Annotated in this window: 19 protein-coding genes; 1 reads left to right on the plus strand and 18 read right to left on the minus strand. The window is 67.8% G+C overall.

The annotated features are described in order from the left end of the window. Positions 1-12 precede the first annotated feature (12 nt). The 15 genes from hypE to nicT form a co-directional block, all read right to left on the minus strand. Positions 13-1125, minus strand: coding sequence for a hydrogenase expression/formation protein HypE (hypE, locus tag AC5Y7D_RS28720; RefSeq protein ID WP_499929427.1), 1113 nt, complete (start codon positions 1123-1125; stop codon positions 13-15). Then, the gene (locus tag AC5Y7D_RS28725) at positions 1122-1790 is read right to left on the minus strand and encodes a D-sedoheptulose-7-phosphate isomerase (protein ID WP_499929428.1); all 669 of its coding nucleotides are present in this window, start codon (positions 1788-1790) and stop codon (positions 1122-1124) included. The genes hypE and AC5Y7D_RS28725 overlap by 4 nt, the downstream gene beginning before the upstream one ends. Then, a complete protein-coding gene (locus AC5Y7D_RS28730; RefSeq protein ID WP_499929429.1) occupies positions 1790-2503 on the minus strand; it encodes a HypC/HybG/HupF family hydrogenase formation chaperone in 714 nt (237 codons plus the stop codon). Before AC5Y7D_RS28730 ends, AC5Y7D_RS28725 begins: the two co-directional genes overlap by 1 nt. After that, positions 2500-4803 carry a carbamoyltransferase HypF gene (gene hypF / locus AC5Y7D_RS28735; RefSeq protein ID WP_499929430.1) on the minus strand — a complete coding sequence of 768 codons (2304 nt, stop codon included), beginning with the start codon at positions 4801-4803 and terminating at the stop codon, positions 2500-2502. Before hypF ends, AC5Y7D_RS28730 begins: the two co-directional genes overlap by 4 nt. Before the next feature lies 1 nt (position 4804). After that, positions 4805-5056, minus strand: coding sequence for a HypC/HybG/HupF family hydrogenase formation chaperone (locus AC5Y7D_RS28740; RefSeq protein WP_499929431.1), 252 nt, complete (start codon positions 5054-5056; stop codon positions 4805-4807). Next, positions 5056-5541, minus strand: coding sequence for a hydrogenase maturation protease (locus tag AC5Y7D_RS28745; protein ID WP_499929432.1), 486 nt, complete (start codon positions 5539-5541; stop codon positions 5056-5058). The genes AC5Y7D_RS28740 and AC5Y7D_RS28745 overlap by 1 nt, the downstream gene beginning before the upstream one ends. 13 nt (positions 5542-5554) lie before the next feature. Further along, complete coding sequence (locus AC5Y7D_RS28750) at positions 5555-5674, minus strand: DUF6893 family small protein (protein WP_499929433.1); 120 nt, start codon at positions 5672-5674, stop codon at positions 5555-5557. After that, positions 5662-6996, minus strand: a complete 1335-nt coding sequence (locus AC5Y7D_RS28755; RefSeq protein WP_499929434.1) for a hypothetical protein — start codon at positions 6994-6996, stop codon at positions 5662-5664. The genes AC5Y7D_RS28750 and AC5Y7D_RS28755 overlap by 13 nt, the downstream gene beginning before the upstream one ends. Then, positions 6993-7661, minus strand: coding sequence for a DUF6084 family protein (locus tag AC5Y7D_RS28760; protein WP_499929435.1), 669 nt, complete (start codon positions 7659-7661; stop codon positions 6993-6995). The genes AC5Y7D_RS28755 and AC5Y7D_RS28760 overlap by 4 nt, the downstream gene beginning before the upstream one ends. After that, entirely contained in the window at positions 7654-8286 is a 633-nt protein-coding gene (locus AC5Y7D_RS28765; RefSeq protein WP_499929436.1) for a DUF5947 family protein, read from the minus strand. Before AC5Y7D_RS28765 ends, AC5Y7D_RS28760 begins: the two co-directional genes overlap by 8 nt. After that, positions 8283-9167 (minus strand): NifU family protein, encoded by an 885-nt coding sequence (locus AC5Y7D_RS28770; RefSeq protein WP_499929437.1) that lies wholly within the window; start codon positions 9165-9167, stop codon positions 8283-8285. Before AC5Y7D_RS28770 ends, AC5Y7D_RS28765 begins: the two co-directional genes overlap by 4 nt. A gap of 169 nt (positions 9168-9336) precedes the next feature. Continuing rightward, positions 9337-11136 (minus strand): nickel-dependent hydrogenase large subunit, encoded by a 1800-nt coding sequence (locus AC5Y7D_RS28775; protein WP_499929438.1) that lies wholly within the window; start codon positions 11134-11136, stop codon positions 9337-9339. Positions 11137-11193: 57 nt separating this feature from the next. After that, the gene (locus tag AC5Y7D_RS28780) at positions 11194-12249 is read right to left on the minus strand and encodes an NADH-quinone oxidoreductase subunit B family protein (protein WP_499929439.1); all 1056 of its coding nucleotides are present in this window, start codon (positions 12247-12249) and stop codon (positions 11194-11196) included. 337 nt (positions 12250-12586) lie between these two features. Beyond that, complete coding sequence (locus AC5Y7D_RS28785; RefSeq protein WP_499929440.1) at positions 12587-12922, minus strand: hydrogenase maturation nickel metallochaperone HypA; 336 nt, start codon at positions 12920-12922, stop codon at positions 12587-12589. A gap of 11 nt (positions 12923-12933) precedes the next feature. Continuing rightward, on the minus strand, positions 12934-14067 hold the full coding sequence (gene nicT, locus AC5Y7D_RS28790) for a Nickel transporter NicT (RefSeq protein WP_499929441.1): 1134 nt from the start codon (positions 14065-14067) through the stop codon (positions 12934-12936). A 124-nt stretch (positions 14068-14191) separates the two neighbouring features. Here nicT and AC5Y7D_RS28795 point away from each other — a divergent pair, with 124 nt between their 5' ends. Then, positions 14192-14737 carry a Fur family transcriptional regulator gene (locus AC5Y7D_RS28795; RefSeq protein WP_499929442.1) on the plus strand — a complete coding sequence of 182 codons (546 nt, stop codon included), beginning with the start codon at positions 14192-14194 and terminating at the stop codon, positions 14735-14737. 1 nt (position 14738) lies between these two features. Here AC5Y7D_RS28795 and mtr read toward each other — a convergent pair whose 3' ends face one another. From mtr to AC5Y7D_RS28810, 3 genes are all read right to left on the minus strand, one after another. Continuing rightward, entirely contained in the window at positions 14739-16118 is a 1380-nt protein-coding gene (mtr, locus tag AC5Y7D_RS28800) for a mycothione reductase (RefSeq protein WP_499929443.1), read from the minus strand. A 7-nt stretch (positions 16119-16125) separates the two neighbouring features. Then, positions 16126-17151, minus strand: coding sequence for an alpha/beta hydrolase (locus tag AC5Y7D_RS28805; protein WP_499929444.1), 1026 nt, complete (start codon positions 17149-17151; stop codon positions 16126-16128). Positions 17152-17199: 48 nt separating this feature from the next. After that, the coding region (locus AC5Y7D_RS28810; protein ID WP_499929445.1) for a PE family protein at positions 17200-17638 on the minus strand (439 nt) is incomplete at its 5' end.

Consider the following 17638-nt stretch of genomic DNA (forward strand, 5'->3'; position numbering starts at 1 on the left):
CCTCTCTCGGGTTCAGCAGATTCGGGGCAACGGGTCGCCGACCAGCATGTCGACGATCCGGGAGCCGCCGAAACCGGTTCGCAACACCACGCTTTCGGCGGGTTCGGCCACGACCTCTCCGACGTCGGCGGCATCGGCCCCCAGCGGGTGTGAGCGCAGGGCGGCCAGTGCCGCCTGCGCCTCATCGGGAGCCACGACGGCGATGAACTTGCCTTCGTTGGCGACGTAAAGGGGGTCGATGCCCAGCAGCTCGCACGCCCCGTTGACGGTCGGCCGCACCGGTAGCCGTTCTTCGTCGAGTACCACGCCGAGCCCGCAGGCCTGTGCCAGTTCGTTGCAGACGGTGCCCACCCCGCCCCGGGTGGCGTCGCGCAGCCAGCGGGTGGACGGCGCCGCCGCCAGCAACAGTTCGACGAGTGGGCTCAATGATGCTGTGTCCGAATCGATGTCGGCCTCGATGGCCAGATCGCCGCGGGCCAGCATGACCGCCATGCCGTGGTCACCCATCGAACCCGACAGCAACAGTCGGTCGCCGGCGCGGACCGCTGTGGCCGTCAACGTGCGCCCTTCGGGAATGACGCCGGTGCCGGTGGTGGTGATGAACAGGCCGTCGGCCGCGCCGTTGGGCACCACCTTGGTGTCCCCGGTGACGACCTGCACGCCTGCGGCAGCCGCCGCGGCGGCCATGTCTGCGACGATCTCCTTGAGTTCGGCGATCGGAAAACCCTCTTCGAGCACGAACGCCGCCGAGATCCAGGACGGCACCGCACCGGCCATCGCGAGATCGTTGCAGGTACCGTGCACCGACAGGGAGCCGATAGAGCCGCCCGGAAAACGGATGGGCTGCACCACGAATGAGTCGGTCGACATGGCGATCCGCTCGCCGCTGGGCAGGGTGAGCACCGCGCCGTCGCCCAGTGACTCGAGCAGCGGGTTGCGCAACGCGTCCAGGAACACGGCGTCCAGCAGCGCCGCCGACGCCTTGCCACCGGCTCCGTGCGCCAACGTCACGTGGTCGTCGAGCAAGCGGGGGCGTCGCCGGCGGAACGATTCGATGCGTTCGATCACCTGGCCTTCGGCGAATCGCGGTCCCGACGAGAGATATTCACCCGCTGGCGTGTTCACTGCGCCGCTCCTAGTCTTTGGTCGCACTTATCCTGCACGGCCAGCCACAGCCGATAACCGAGCAGCGCCTGGGCCTCCTGGATCCGGTGCACGCTTTGGGAATCGACCACAAAGCAGGCGTCCACGCTCGAGTTGTGCGCGAAGGCGCCGCCGCCGTAACCGGCGAAACCGACGGTGTACAGCCCGCGTTGGTGGGCCTCGGTCAGCGCGGCCAGCAGGTTCGGCGAATTGCCGCTGGTCGACATGGCGACAGCGACGTCACCGGATTTTGCGCGGGCGATCAGCTGGCGGGCGAATACCAGCTCGAATCCGACGTCGTTGCCCAGGGCGGTGATGATCGCCTGGTCGGTGGCCAGCGACCAGGCCGGCAACGGCGTTCCCAGCGGCGGCCGGGCGAACAAACCGGCCAGGGTGGTGCAATCGGTGCTGCTGCCACCGTTTCCGAAGGTGAACATCCGTCCGCCCGCGTTGAAGCGCCGGTCCAGTTCGGTCGCGGCCCGGTCCAGCACGTCGGCGTTGCTCGCCAAGCTGGCCTGGCGTACCGCGAGGCTCTCGGCGGCCTTCGCCTGCGCCGAAGCGGCAAGGTCGGCCAGTAGCGACGCCGGGTCTTCTTCCTGCGCGTCGATGAACGGGTACAGGAAGTTGGTGGGCTCGGATTGCGTCATCAGGCCTCCCCGACGCGGGAGATCGCTGTGCCCGCGTGCACCAGCACCAGGTCACCGGCGGCTACCGGGCCGATCAGCGTCGTCACCACGGTTTCGGCACCGCGCGCCGTGCGGACGGTGGCAAGGTCGTCGGCTGCCGGGGTGAGCACCTCGCCGAGGCGCCCTTCGTCGCTGCAGGTGAGGCAAACATCCTCCGCGCACTCTGGTTCGCGCGCCGCTTTGAAAAGCCCCGGATGCTCGAAACACACATGGGTCAGTTCCCACAACAGGTGGTAGAACAACACGAATCCACCGGTCGCCGGCACCCGGGGATCGGGGTCGTCCAACCAAAGGACATGATCGGCGGCGCCGGGATCGGGGCGGGCGCCGCTGCCGATCCAGATCGTCGTGGCACCCCAGGCCGGGCAGCGCCGCATCACCGACTGCACCTGGGCATCATCGGCTCCGGCCACCGCGATCACCATGTCGCCGGGACATACCGAAACCCGCACCAGGTCAACAAGTTCCGGACCGGTCAGCGCGACCGCGGGCAGCGCCCGCTTGCCCACGATCACCGGGTGCACGAATTCCACCGCGATGTGCAGGGCGTGTGGTTCACCCGACGGCGCGATGGACCACATGGTGGCGCCGGCCGCGAACCGCCCGGCGATCGCGAATGCGGCGGCCGCGAGATCGGCCGCCAGGCCGCGATCCATGGCGGCAGTGCTGTTCATCGCGCCTCCTCCTCCCGGGCGATCAGCGTGGCGATGGCGGCCTGGCCCAGCGCCAGCCCGCCGTCGTTGGGTGGGACGAGGTGGTGGGTGAGGACCTCGAAGCCGGCCGCCTGCAACCGGAAACGGCACAGCCCGAGCAGCAGCACGTTCTGGAAGACACCGCCGGTAAGGCCGACCAGCCGAATCGATCCGGCCACCTGGCACACCACCTCGCAGACGGCATCGGCCACCGCCCGATGAAAGCCGGCGGCCAGCGCGGCCGGCTGCGCCGCATCGCGCAGTGCCGCCACCATGGCCCGCACCATGGGTGCTGGGTCCATCACAGAGTCGGGCCCCACCGCGAGGGTCAGCGGTTCCCACGTCGCGGCCGTCTGCGCCAGTGCCTCCAACTCGACGGCCGCCTGCCCCTCGTAGTCGATGCGGTGGCGCACACCCAGCAAGGAGGCGATCGCATCGAACAGCCGGCCCATGCTCGAGCACGGGACGCAGGCGGTACCGCTGTCCAACAGCGAACGGGTGAGCCGCAATTCGCCGGGCGTGGCGGCGGCGACCGGCGCCAGGTCCGGATCCCAGCCGACACCGGCCTGCCGTAGCTGGGACAGCGCCATCCGCCACGGATTGCGCACCGCGGCGTCGCCCCCGGGTAGCGGTACCGGCCGCAGGTGGCCGGCGCGTTCGAATCGGTGGCTCGCACGGCCCAGGCGCAGAATCTCGCCGCCCCAGATGGTCTGGTCGGATCCGTAGCCGGTGCCGTCGAAGGACACGCCGATCACCGGCCGGCCGAGGCGCCTATGCTCGGCCAGCAGCGACACCACGTGCGCATGGTGGTGCTGGACGAGATCCAGCTTCCGGTCCTCCGCGTGCCGCTGCGCCCAGTTGCGGGTGTGATAGCCGGGGTGCAGGTCGGCCGCCAACCGGGTCGGGCGGCCGCGTATGTCGCTGAGTTGGCCGACGGCACGCTCGAAGGCCCGCAGGGTTTCATAGCCGCCCATGTCGCCGATGTGGCCGGACAGGTAGCCGCGGGAACCGTCGGTCACGCAGCAGGTGTTCTTCAGCTCACCGCCTACCGCCAGCACCGGCGGACCCTCCACACCGAGATCGACCGGCAGCGGCGCATAGCCGCGCGAGCGGCGGATGGGCAGCTCCCGGCCGTCCACCACCCGCACCACCGAATCGTCACAGGGTACGTGGATGGGTCGGTCGTGGTCGAGCACGGCATCGCACAACGCCGGAAGGTGCTGCGCTGCGGCTTCTTCGGTGAAGATGATCGGCTCGTCGGACCGGTTGGCACTGGTCAACACCAAGGAGTCGAGCGGGCCGGCCAGCAGCAGATGATGGATGGGGGAGTAGGGCAGCAGCAGGCCGATCAACGGGCTGCCGGGTGCGACGGCGTGGGCCACCGGTGCGTCGAACCGTGGGCGCAGCAACACGATCGGCCGCGCCGGGCCGGTCAGGATCGCGGCCTCGGCGTCGTCGATGAACGCGAAGCGACGGGCGACCGTGAGGTCGCGCACCAGCACCGCGAAAGGTTTGGCCCCTCTCGACTTTCGCGCCCGCAACTCACCGACCACCGACTCGTCGTCGACAACGCAGGCCAGGTGGTAGCCGCCGATGCCCTTGACGGCCACGATCGCGCCGGATGTCAGCGCCGACTGCGCCGCCGCCAACGCGGCATCGGAGCCGGTGGTTTTCCCGCCCGGCGACTGAAACCAAAGCGACGGTCCGCAATCCGGGCAGGCGATGGGTTGGGCGTGAAAACGCCGGTCGGCGGGGTTCTGATATTCGGTGGCGCACCGCGGGCACATGGTGAAGCCCGACATGGTGGTGGCCGGGCGGTCGTAGGGAAGCGACCGGATGATGGTGAACCGTGGTCCGCAGTTGGTGCAGGTGATGAACGGGTGCCGATAGCGCCGGTTGTGCGGGTCGAACAGCTCGGCCACACAGTCTTCGCACGCCGCGACGTCGGGTGGGATCGGCGTCGCCCGGCCGCCGGCGGCCCGGCTGGCCACAATGCGGAACGCCGGTGCGCGGCAGCTCTGGAAACCGATGTCGGCCATCGAGATCGAGCTGATGCGGGCCAGTGGCGGTGCCTGAGTCCGCAATCGGCGCGCGAACTCGTTCAGCCGGTCGCGATCGCCCTGCACTTCCAGGAACACCGCCCCCGACTCGTTCCCCACGAACCCCGCCAGCCCCAGCTCGGTGGCGAGGCGATGGACGAACGGACGGAAGCCCACACCCTGGACCACCCCGGTCACGGTGATGCGTTGTCGGACATCGGGTGTCAGGGGTTCGGCGGTCATCTCAACCGCCCTCCGGCCCCGGACCCCGGCCCATCAACTCCAGACCGGCCATGGCCTGTTCGGCGCCGGCGCGATCGGTTTTCTCCACGACGAAACCCATATGGATGATCACCCAGTCGCCGGGGCCGAAAGTCTCCTCCGGCAGCATCCCGATGTTCACCTTGCGCTGCCCGCCGGCCACATCGACCAGGGCGAGTTGTCCTTCGTAGCCGTCCAGCACCCGGATCACCTGACCGGGTATGCCCAGACACATCAGGACTCCTGCGCTACGGTCGCTGAATCATTCAGCGCGGCAACGAGCTTATCGACGGCACGCACCGCGCGGGGCACGGCCGCAGCGACCGGATCGGTCAGCCCCAGGTGTTCGGCGACGCTGCTCACCTCGCAACCGACGATCACGGTGTAGGGCGGGGTGCCGCCCAGCGCCCGCAGGCTGGCGAACACCGTCTCCGGATCCATGCTGTGCGCATCGAGAGCGGCTGTGCCCAAGCCGCTGTCGTGGTCGGCCTGGAACACGTGCAGGGTGCCCGGGTTGCCGCGGCAGGGTATCGCGTCGACCAGTACGAGTGCATGCCAGTCCTCCAGCAGGTCATACGCCAGATGCATGCCGCCGATGCCGTAGTCGACGACACGGACGCCGTCGCGCTGGACGGCGACGCGGCGGGCCACCTCGGACCCGAAACCGTCGTCACCGAGGAAGATGTTGCCGATGCCGGCTACCAGGATGCGTGCTGTCACAAGCCAACCCGGCTTACATGCGCCGTAGTCGCAGGTACCGCTTGGCGTCCGGCAGGGAGGCCAGGCCCACACCAACGGCTGCCGCAACGACCAGTGCGATCAGAGCAACGAATATCCAACCTAAGACGTCCATAACGGGTTCCTTTCGGTGAGGGTGTCGGTGAGCGGCTCGATTTCGTCGGGCGAGAAGTACAGGTAACGGCCATACCAGTCGTGCAGGTCGGCGGCCGGGTCGTCCTCCACCACCACTGCCACGTGTTTGTTGCCCTCGACGTCTTCGTGCACCGAGGTGACGCGCGCGGTCTTGCCGGCCACGAAGATGTCCTGCGCGTCGGCGTTTCGCCGCGGCCGCAGCACGACGCGGCTGCCGCGGGCCACCGGAATACCTTGTACCACAGCGGCATCGGTATCCGGGCGAACCGCGTTGTCGACCAGTGGGTCCCACCAGTCGACGCCGTCGGGTATCTCGGGGACCAGCCCGGCCCCATGATGCGGATCCCTCAGCACGCCGTGCAGGCGTCCCATGTCTTCGGCCGACATGGCGTCGCACCGATCGATGATCCGGGCAGCCCGCGGATCGGTGGCCCGGGCTTGCGCTTTCTCTGCATCGGTCATCGTCATCACCCGCAGCGTAAGGATCTCGTCGATCTCCGTGCAGTCGTAGAGTGCGGTGCCGCTCTGCTCCGCCACCTCGGGATGGTCGTAAAGGATGATCGGCGAGATCAGCAGCAAGTCGCGGGTGCCGGGTGGGCCGGCCAGCACCGGAAAGCACCGATGATGACCGCACCGCGATACCGCACCGACCGCTGCGTCCGGCGGCTCCAGCAGCGAAACGAACTCACCGCCAATGGCTTCGGCGATCAGGTGGGTGCCGATCATGGAGCGCGCCAGGGCGTCGTCGCGGTCCGTGGCGGGTGCGCCGGTGTTGGACAAGCGCACGCAGACCCGCAGCAGGTCGCCTTCGGGCTCGGCGGAAACCGTCAACTGGCCGAGCACCTCGTGCCGTTGGCGAACCAGACGACCACCGTCGACGGCCTCGATCTCGGTTGTGGCCGCCGCGCGTACCGGCAGGGTCCACGGCGCAGCGTCGAGGGCCAACGGGCCGAACGACGTTTCGGATTCCACCGCCTCGTCCCAGGTCAGCCAGGACCCGGCCGGGGTGCTCAGCGAGTCGACCGGCTCGAAGCCGTCGACATTCTCGCGCTGGGCCTCCCGGCGCTGTAGCTGCAGAAAGCGCACCACCAGGGTGATGGCGTCGGCCGAGTGCACCAGGAACTGCGCCGACAGGGTGTCGTCCTCGCCCAGGCCGGCGGCGGCCGCCCCGGCCGGCCCGAGCACACCGAATTGCCAGCGGGACTGGTTCTTGCTCGATGTCCCGCGGTAGGGATAAAGCAGGTATCCCTCGTAGAGCACCGCGTCGGCGACGGCGCGGGCGCGGTCCCAGCCGGCGGTCATATCGCGGCCTCGCGCTGCGACGAGTCGGCCAGCAGTTCAGCCACGGCATCATCGAGGTCGAGCAGTCCCCGCGCCGACTTGTAACCGGCCAGCGCTGAGACGGTCTCGTGCCGCAGCCGCACGAATCCGGTGTTCGGATAATGCAGGGCGATCAGGTCGCGCCAGACACCGACCGGCATGTCGTAGCGGTCCTCGCAGTCCCAGGACACCTGCTGAACGCAGAACCCGCGCGGTGACTTGACGAAAATCGTTCCGCTGAAAAGGAATTGCAGCGGCAGCGCACCCTGGTCGAGGGCGTGCAGGTATTTGGCCGCGGTGACCTCGAAGTCGTAGGTGCACTCCAGTGGCAGTGCCACGGTGGTGTCACCGGTGAATCCCGGCACCGTCGCGGCACAGTGCTGCCATAGGAAGGTGCGCTGGGTGGTCGCCCACCGATCGCGGGTCCCGAACAGGTCGGTGAGCCCGGCGGCTTCCTCGTCCGTGTAGGAGCGGCGCAGCGGTTCGATGCGAACCTGGCAGCGCAGGGCGATCGCGTGCACCGACGGCGCCTCCCCGCTCGGAGCGCCGGCGACGACCCCGATGCGCGCGGTCAGCGTCGGTGTGACGGCATAGGGTTCGGGCGCCACGTCAAGCACAGCGAAGGAAACGTCCAACTGGTCACTCATGGTGGTGTGTCTTGGCTCGGGCGGCGATCTGTGCGAAGAAGTCATCGATGAAGGCGCGTGCTTCCTGCCCTCCGTCGAACCCGCGCCACAGCATCCGCAGTCGTCCGACGAATTCGTAGCAGGCGTCGATGGGGACCAGAAAGGTCTCCGGCGCGGTCTCGCCGTCGTCGGGCACCCGCACCAGCAGCGCCTCGACATCGTCGGCGAGCAGGTCGGCGCGGCGATCGGCGGCCCTGATGGCATTCCAGGTGTCCAGGTCCAGCTCGGACTCGCACGCACCGGCCGGGCCGGGATAGAACGCCGCGGTGCGGCCCAAACCCGAATTCGTGAAGAAGAACGCCACCCCGACGGGAATCTGCATCGACTCCCAGGCGCGGCGGTCCAGCGCGAAGTCGGCGAACATCAGGTAGCGGTTCGGCACCGCGCGGTAGCGCAACTCGGCACGCGGGTCGGTGAACAGCAGGTAGCAGCCGCGGCAGACGCACATCAGTTGCCGCCCGGCCACATTCACCACGTGCTGGTGCTCGTCGGCGATCGATTCGGCGCACATCTCGCACCGCTCGCCGGCCGGCTCGGGCGGTCGGGGGCCGGTGATGCGGCTCAACACATCGTAGGGACTGCTCACGCCGAAGCCCCCAGCACTTCGCGCGGCAGTGCCACCGACAGCACCCCGTCGCGGGACAGCACCGGCAGCGGCTCGAGGTGGCCGGCACCGGGACCGGCCCCCGCCTGGACCACGTCGAAGTGCGTTGCACAACCGGGGCATTCGAGTTCCTTGCCGTGCAGCCGCGCGCCCGCCAACGAGTCGGCGCACACCGGGCAGTGGTCTCGATACGCGAAAAACCGGTCACCGACCCGGCAGGTGAGCACCACGGTGTCGGCGATGAGGAAACCGGCGACCTCACCGGGGGCCAGGCCGGCCAACTCCGGCACCGGATGCCATGCCGTGGCCGCGTTCGAACGTACCGGCGCCAGCAACGATTCCGCCGGAATGACGTTGCTGGGTGCGGCCGTCACCACCTCGATCTCGGTGATCTCCGGGGCGGCCGCGCGGACCGCGTCCTGCACCGCAAGCTCCAGCGTCACCGCCGAGGACGGGCAGCTCTTGCAACTGCCCTGGAAGGCGAGTCGCACCGTGCCGTCGGTGATCTCGATCAGGTCGACGTCGCCGCCGTGTGAACCCAGGTACGGGCGTACGCCGTCCAACGCGTCGGACACCCGGCGCCGGAGGTCGTGCGGATGCAGGCCGTGCACCAGGAGCAGGCTGGCCACCAGGTCGTCGGTGGCCAGCCGCTCGGCTAACTCGGGTTCGGCCAGCAACATGATCCGTTCCAGCCCGGCTCCGTAGAGCCCGACCACTTCGCGGACCAGATGCTGTGCGCGTTCATGGGTGGCCGCCCCGCCCGCGGCGAAGGAATCCAGCAGTGTCTGGATCCGATCGCCCACGTCGCGCCAATCTGCGTCTGGATCGGAGATGGCCTCGAGAGTGTCTGGGCGATCCACCATCTCATCACTTTCTAGTTGGTGATGACCCGCAGCGCCCGGCTGCGCCGGGCTTGCGATCATCACTGCCTTGTTGGTGATGACCCGCAGCGCCCGGCTTCGCCGGGCTTGCGATCATCACTGCCTTGTTGGTGATGACCCGCAGCGCCCGGCTTCGCCGGGCTTGCGATCATCACTGCCCGACGGGCGACTGGGTGGGCGTGTGCAATCTCTCCAGCGTTTTGCCCTTGCCCAGGTACATGTGCACGCCGCAGGGCAGGCACGGGTCGAAACTGCGTACCGTGCGCATGATGTCGATGCCTTTGAAGTGCTCGCGGTCGTTCTCCTCGAAGATCGGTTGACCCTGCACCGCGTCCTCGTAGGGGCCCGGCGTGCCGTAGCTGTCGCGTGGGTTGGCGTTCCACGGTGTGGGCGGATACGGGTGGTAGTTGGCGATCTTGCCGTCGCGGATCACCAGGTGATGGCTGAGCACGCCGCGCACCGCCTCGGTGAAGCCGCAGCCGATACCCTCGTCGGGAACCTCGAACTTCTCCCAGGTTTTCGTTCGCCCGGCCCGGATCTCGGCCAGCGCCTTCTCCGCGAAGTGCAGCGCACACGCTGCCGCATAGGCCTGGAAGTAGGTGCGGGCGCGGTTGCGTTCGATCGTGTTGGAGCCGTGCCGGGGCACCTTCCACTCGAACTCGACGGGACCCTTCAGCGCGGTCTTGGGCAGGTTGATCTTGACGCTGTTGCCGGTGGCCTTGACGTAGCCGATGTCGACCAGGCCGGCCAGCGCGGTCGACCACAACCGGGCCAACGGGCCGCCGCCGGTGTCCAGCGCCAGATGGTCCTTGCCGTCGAACCAGCGCGGCGACATCACCCAGCTGTAGTTCCCGCCCTCCATCTCCCGCTTCTGCGGATGGGGGTTGGTGTGCTGGTTCCACGGGTGCCGCCGGTCTACCGGGTTGCCCAGCGGGTCGGTCTTGACGAACATCTCCTGGTCGGTCCAGTCGTCGTAATACGAACTGCCCAACAGGATCCGGATGCCGAGGTTGATGTCGACCAGCGAGTGGGTGACCAGCTTGCCGTCCACCACGACTCCCGGGGTCACGAACATCGCGTTACCCCAGCGTTCCATGTCCTTGTATTCGAAGTTGCACACCTCGGGGTCTTGGAAGGAGCCCCAGCACCCCAGCAGCGTGCGGCGCAACCCGACTTTCTCGTAACCCGGCAGTGCCTCGTAGAAGAAGTCGAACAGGTCGTCGTGCATGGGCACGACCTTCTTCATGAATTCCACGTAGCGCATCAGCCGGGTCATGTAGTCGGTCATCAGCTGGATGGTGGCCACCGTCCCGACCCCGCCCGGATACAGCGTGGAGGGATGCACGTGGCGGCCTTCCATGAGGCAGAACATCTCTCGGGTCCACCGGCTCACCTGCAGCGCCTCGCGGTAGAACTCACCGCTGAACGGGTTGAGCGAGCGCATGATGTCCGCGATCGTCTTGTAGCCGTGCGCCCCGGCGTGGGGTGCGGCGGTGTTCTCCGCCTTGGCGAGCACTCCCGGGTTTGTCTCGGCGACCATCTTCTCGCAGAAGTCCACGCCCACCAGGTTCTCCTGGAAGATGTTGTGGTCGAACATGTATTCCGCGGCCTCGCCGAGGTTGACGATCCATTCCCCGATGTGCGGCGGCTGCACGCCGTAGGCCATGTTCTGCGCATAACACGAGCAGGTGGCGTGGTTGTCGCCGCAGATTCCGCAGATGCGGCTGGTGATGAAGTGGGCGTCGCGCGGATCCTTGCCCTTCATGAAGATCGAGTAGCCACGGAAGATCGACGACGTGCTGTGGCACTCGACCACTTCTCGGTTCTCGAAGTCGATCTTGGTGTAGATGCCGAGGCTGCCGACGATCCGGGTGATCGGGTCCCAGGCCATTTCGACGAGCTGACCGGGTTCCCGCTTGGATGTTGACGGTTCGGGAATGATGGTTGTCATAGCAGATACTGCTCTCCGCCCTGCGGGCTGTGTGGACGATGAAGCCGGTGGTGACGTTCACCAGGTACGGCGGGCTCCAGTGGTCAGTTCGGTGCCTTTGTGGCGCCAGCGCGGTTCCTTGTCGACGGTCTTTCCGGTGATGTGCCGCAAGCTTCGGATCACGGTCCCGTACAGACCCGATGCAGTGCTGGAAAGTTTTCCGCCCGGCGGCTCGTCCATGAACGGCATGAACTTGTCCGGGAAGCCCGGCATGGTGCAGCCGATGCAGATGCCGCCCACATTCGGGCATCCCCCGATACCGTTGATCCAGCCCCGCTTCGGCACATTGCACTTCACCACGGGACCCCAGCACCCAAGTTTGACAATGCATTTGGGGGAGCCGTATTCCTTGGCGAAATCACCCTGCTCGTAGTAGCCGGCCCGGTCGCATCCCTCGTGCACCGTCTGGGTGAACAGCCACTTGGGGCGCAGCGCGTCATCGAGCGGGATCATCGGCGCCTGGCCGGTCGCCATGTACAGCAGGTAGGTCAATGTCTCGGCCAGGTTGTCCGGATGGATCGGGCAGCCGGGCACGCAGACAATCGGGATGCCGGCTTTGCTCTTCCAGTCCCAGCCGAGGTAGTCCGGCACACCCATCGCTCCGGTGGGATTGCCGGCCATCGCGTGGATGCCGCCATACGTGGCGCAGGTCCCGACTGCGACGATCGCGGTTGCCTTGGGGGACAAGCGGTCCAGCCACTCGCTGGTGGTGATGGGCTGACCCGTGGCCGGGTCGTTCCCGAACCCGCACCAGTAGCCTTCATCCTTGATCTTCTCGTTGGGAATGGACCCCTCGACGACGAGGACGAAAGGTTCCAGTTCGCCACGATCGGCCCTGAAGAACCATTCGAGGAAGTCGTCCGCCCCTCCGTTGGGCCCACATTCGAAATCGATCAACGGCCAGTGGACGGCGACCTGCGGGAGACCGGGGAGCGCACCCAGGGCGATCTCCTCGACGCTGGGCTGGGTGGCGGCAGTCAACGCCACCGAATCACCGTCACAACTGAGGCCTGCGTTGATCCACAAAACGTGAATCAGTGCCTGTTCTGCTTTGACTGCTGCTTCCGTTGGCATACTGCAGCTTTCCGGGGTCGGGCTGGGACCCCTGCGCCGCCGGAGTCGACCGTCGGCCCACTTGCGCGGCGCTAGTTTCAGGCCTACTCGCGCCGTCGGGCAATGTCAACGGTTTGGCCTGAGCGCATAGGTGCACGGCTGTCGGATATTCTGGCGGCGGCAACGAAAGATACTGGGGCACAACGAGATCTGCGTGCGTATTGGTCGCCACAATGTTGCTCGCCCAGGTGGATTGTGCGCACTTATGGTCAGCCTCGTCATTCCCGCACCGCCCGGGGCAGTGTTGCGAATTATTGGCAAGTAGATGGTGGTGAATCCGGGCCGGAGCAAGCCATTTTCAGGACACGTCCAGAGAGGTCACCAGAAACTCGTTGCCGCGCAACACTTCGACGTCGGGACTTTCGCATTTCGGACACCAGAGCGACCATGGCGAAGTGATCGCCGAGCAACAGCCGCAGGCCCGGCAGCGCACCTCGGCGGTGACACACTCCAACACCAGCTCCGCGTCCGGCATGCCCTCGGCTTCGCGCAGCAATGTCCAACAGAACGAGAGGGATTCGGGAACGACCTGCCGAAGCGTGCCGATCCGAACCCGGACGACGTCGACGTGACGACCCTCGGCGTGGCCCTTGACCACCCCTGCGATCGCCTGGCACAGCGATAGCTCATGCACCGCCGGCCACTCTACTCCGAGCGGCTATTCACGCGCTGCGGCGCCCACTTCTGGTCGAGCCGTCCGTAGCGCCACACGGCCAACGCGACGACCCAGGTCAGGACGAACAACCCGACCACGACGAAGCCCACCGTGTTGAGGTCCAGGCCGGCGATCCGATCCCACAGGCCGCCGTGCCAGCCGAACTGATCGGCGAACAACCCCAGCAACTCCGCGGTGCCGATCAGCAGCGCCACCGCCACCGACAATCCGGTGACGGTGATGTTGTAGTAGATCTTGCGCAGCGGATTGGCGAACGCCCAGCCGTAGGCGAAGTTCATGAATGAGCCGTCGATGGTGTCCAGCAGACACATGCCGGCGGTGAACAGCACCGGCAGGCACAGGATTGCGTACCAGGGCAGCCCGGACGCCGCGCCGGTCCCGGCCAGCACCAGCAGCGCGATCTCGGTCGCGGTGTCGAAGCCCAGACCGAACAACAGCCCGAGCGGATACATGTGCCAGGACTCGGTGATCGACTTGGTCAGGCGTCCAAGAAATCGGTTGACCAGGCCGCGGTTGTCCATTTGCCGCTCGAGTTCGGCGCCGTCTGTTTTCTGGTCGAACCGCCCCTGGCGAAGCCGCCGGAACACCCGCAGGATTCCGACCAGCACGACGATGTTGAACAGCGCGATCAGATACAGGAACCCGCCCGACACGGCGGTGCCGATCAGGCCGGTGTAGAAGTGCAGCCGCGACGAGTCGTCCTGGACGGGTCCGGCGACGGCGCGCAGTCCGGCCGCCAGCAGCAGCGCCAGGGTGAACACCACCGTGGAGTGGCCCAGAGCGAAGAAGAAGCCGACGGCCAGGGGCCGCCGGCCCTCGCTCATCAGCTTGCGGGTGGTGTTGTCGATGGCGGCGATGTGGTCGGCGTCGAACGCGTGCCGCAGCCCAAGGGTGTAGGCGGTGAGCCCGATTCCGACACCGAATGCCTTGTGGCCCAGACTCAAGCGCGCCGGCTCCACCACCAGTATCAGAGTCAGCCAGCCGATCAGGTGCAGCGCGGCGATCACCGCGAGCATCAGCCCCAGCCGCCGCCACTCGGCGGGCGACATCGCGCGGCGAAGGCGCAACAGGCGCGAGGGCCGCTCAGGCTGATCGCTGGCCATCACGTCCTTCCCCCTCGCGCTGCGCCCAACTGTAGGTTCGCCGCGAATCCGGCCGCAACCAGCGGGTCGCCGCGCCGGCCGGGCCGCGCTGGCAATCCCGACGCGGGGGCGGGACACTGGTCGAGTGACGACTGAACCGGCGGGGCTGGATCCGGCGGCCACCGCGCGGATCGGCGAACTGCTACGTGCGCGTGGGCTGCGGCGGATGTCGTCGCGGATCCAGGTCTTGGCGGTCCTGGAACCGGTCAACGGGCACCTGTCGGTGGCCGAGATCCAGCACCGGCTGCCGGCCTGCCTGTCCCCGGGAGTCCAGCCCCCCGACCTGGCGACCATCTACCGCACGGTGACGACGTTGGTCGATCAGGGTGTGCTGCACGCGTTGACCCTCGACGGCGGCGTCACCACCTACGGCATGGCCACCGCACCGCACCACCACGCCGTCTGTACGCAGTGCGGGGCGATCATCGAAGTGCCGGCCCGGCAGCTCAGCTCGGCGCTCGAACACGCGATGGCGGGCAGTTCCTTCGCGCTGTCGGAGGCGGCCGGTCTGACGCTGCACGGGCTGTGTCCGTCCTGCCAGGAAATCGTGCAGGACCATCTTGAGGGGGAGAGCGACCCCACCGATCCGCGGCCGCCCAGGGGCCGTCATCCCGGAGCGCGCCGGGGCTGAGTCACCCCAGGCCCAACAGCGCGTTCTCCACGACCTCGGTCAGCGCGGGATGAATCCAGTACTGGCCGCGCGCCATCTCCTGAGCGGTGAGTCCGAAGCTCATCGCCTGCACCAGCGGCTGAATCAGCGACGAGGCCTGATACCCCATCAGGTGCGCGCCCAGCAGGCATCCGCTGCCGCGATCGGCGATCAGCTTGACGATTCCGGTGGTGTCCTCCATCGCCCACCCGTAGGCGACGTCGCCATAGTCCTGGACCTTGACCGAGATATCGAATCCCCGTGCCACTGCCTGGTTCTCGGTCAGCCCGACGCTGGCCAACTGGGGATCGGTGAACACCGCCGACGGGACGAACCGGTGATCGGTGACGGCCATCGAGGCGGTGTCGTCCCAGTCGCACAACAGATTGCGCTGCACCACCCGTGCCTCGTGGTTGGCCACATGCTTGAGCTGATACGGCGACGACACGTCGCCCAGTGCGAAAACACCACGTGCCGAGGTCCGTTGGTACTCATCGACGGCGATGCGCCCGGACTCGACGGCGATCCCGGCCTGCTCCGCGTCCAGCAGGTCGGCGTTGGAGATCCGCCCGGTCGCCACCAGCAGGGCGTCGGCATCCATGGTGCTTCCGTCGTCGAGCCGCAACGACACACCCGATCCCCGGTTCCGCGCGTCGACGACATTGCGATGGGTGTGCACCTCCCACTTGTCGGCCGCGATGCGGGTGAACCGTTCGCAGATGGTTTCGTCACACTGGCGCAGCAGGCAGCTGCCGCGCACCACCAGCGTCACCCGCGAGCCCAGAGCGGAGAAGACGTGGGCGAATTCGGTTGCCACGAAACCACTTCCGACGATCACCAGGTGATCGGGCAGGGCCGGCAGCCGCATGATGGTGTCGCTGGTGTGGTATGTGACGCCGGAGGCGGCGATGGCCACCGGGATCGTCGGGCGCGAGCCGGCGGCGATCACCACCTGGTCGGCGGTGAACTGCTCGCCGTCGTCGGTGCGCAGTAAGTACCGCCCGTCGGCCTCGACCGGCCCGAAGCGGGTGTGGCTGCTGTACACGTCGATGTTGGGCAGCGAGCGACGGTATTCCTCACCGCTGAGCGCGATGGGGTCGATGCGACCGAAGACCCGCGAAACGATGTCCGGCCAGCGCACGCCGTCGATGTGCGCATCGACGCCGTAGCGCGACGCACCCCGGATCGTCTTGGCCACCTCGGCGGCATAGACGAACATCTTGGTCGGGATGCACCCGACGTTGAGGCACGTCCCGCCGAAGGTGCCCTGCTCGCAGATCGCGACCCGCCTGCCGGCGTAGCGCTCGTTGAGAATGCTGTTGCCCGAACCGGTTCCGATGATCGCCAGGTCGTAGGTCTCCATCGATGCGTCATCCTTTCCCCGACTGGTCCCCCGGTGGGACCGGGGAGTCGGTGTCGTTGAACCTGCTCAGATGCTCGTCCAGCCAGCGGTCCAGATGGCGATAGGCTAACCGGCGCGGTTCGGCCAGCGAGAGAAACACGTCGTGTTTGGCGTCCGGCACGGGAATGATGCTGGTGCGGTTGCCGATACACCCGGCCCACCGGGCGATCTGGCTGACGTCGAGCACCGCGTCGCCGCGTTGCAGGGCGGCCGGTCCCGCGGTCTCGGCCACGGTGTGGTCCGATCTCAGGACCAGATTGGGCACCCCGACGTCGAGCCCGCGATGTAGCCGTGCCTGGCCGCGGCGTACCGCGTGCAGCCAGCCGAACGTCACCGGGAAACCGCCCAGCGGTTTCCACTGCAGGTTGTAGTCGAACTCGCCGTGGTAGTCGCGGTGCAGGCTGGATCCGTAACCGCCGGTGCCGCTGCCCCGCGCGACGGCCTTGCTACGCATTCGCGACAAGGCGGCGATGGTGGCCGAGGTGACCCCCAGTCGCAGGATCGCCGGTCCGTGCAGGTCGAGGAAGGGGCTGTTCAGCACCAGGCCGGTGACGCCGGCCTGTGCGATCACACCGCGTCGGCGCAGGCGGTCCAGCCACAACGACACGATCAGCCCGCCCGCCGAATGCCCGTAGACCACCACCTTGACGTCGCCCTGCCCGCGGATGAGCGCCAGCGCCCGGTTCAGTTCGTCGTCGTAGCTGGCCAGGTCGGTGGTGAAGTGCGGCGTCTGGTCCGTTCGGTGGGAGCGGCCGCACTTGCGCAGATCCACTGCATAGAAGGTGAAGCCGCGGCCGGCGAAGTGGTCGGCCAGCGCGGTCTGGAAGAAATAGTCGGTATAGCCGTGCACCGCGAGTACCGCGTGGTCGCCGGTCGGCTGCGGACCGCGGCGGACCAGCGTCGCGACGATGTCGCCCTCGCCGTCCGGGTCGGGCCCGAGTGGGATGGTGTGCTGCCAGTAGCCGGGCAGGACGTCGGGCACCCAGCCAGTCACCGGGCCAGCTTAAACGTGGCCGGGCCCATGCTTGCGCTGCGTTCCCTGCTACGCCAGGCCGTTGTTGCCACGCTGTCCCAGCAGCTGCCCGCCCGCGCCGCCGGCGCCGCCGCTCAGCCCTGGGGTCGGCCCGGATCCGGCATTGCCGCCGTTGCCGCCGTTGCCGATCAGCCGCGCGTTGCCGCCGATCCCGCCGTTGCCTCCGGTAGCCGACTCGATCGCGTCGCCGCCGGCGCCGCCGTCGCCGCCGTTGCCGAACAGTGCGCCGTTGCCCCCGCTGCCGCCCACCCCACCCAAGCCGGTCCCGCTGGCGAAGCCAGTGCCGCCGCGGCCGCCCACACCGCCATTGCCGAACAGCATTCCGGCGTTGCCACCGGCACCGCCGTCGCCGCCGCTGCCGCCGTTACCGCCGTCGCCGCCGGCCCCGCCGGAGCTGAACAAACCCCCGACCCCGCCGGTTCCGCCGGCCCCGCCGAGGCCGCCGTCA

The organism is Mycobacterium sp. NGS49 (genome assembly GCF_059812565.1).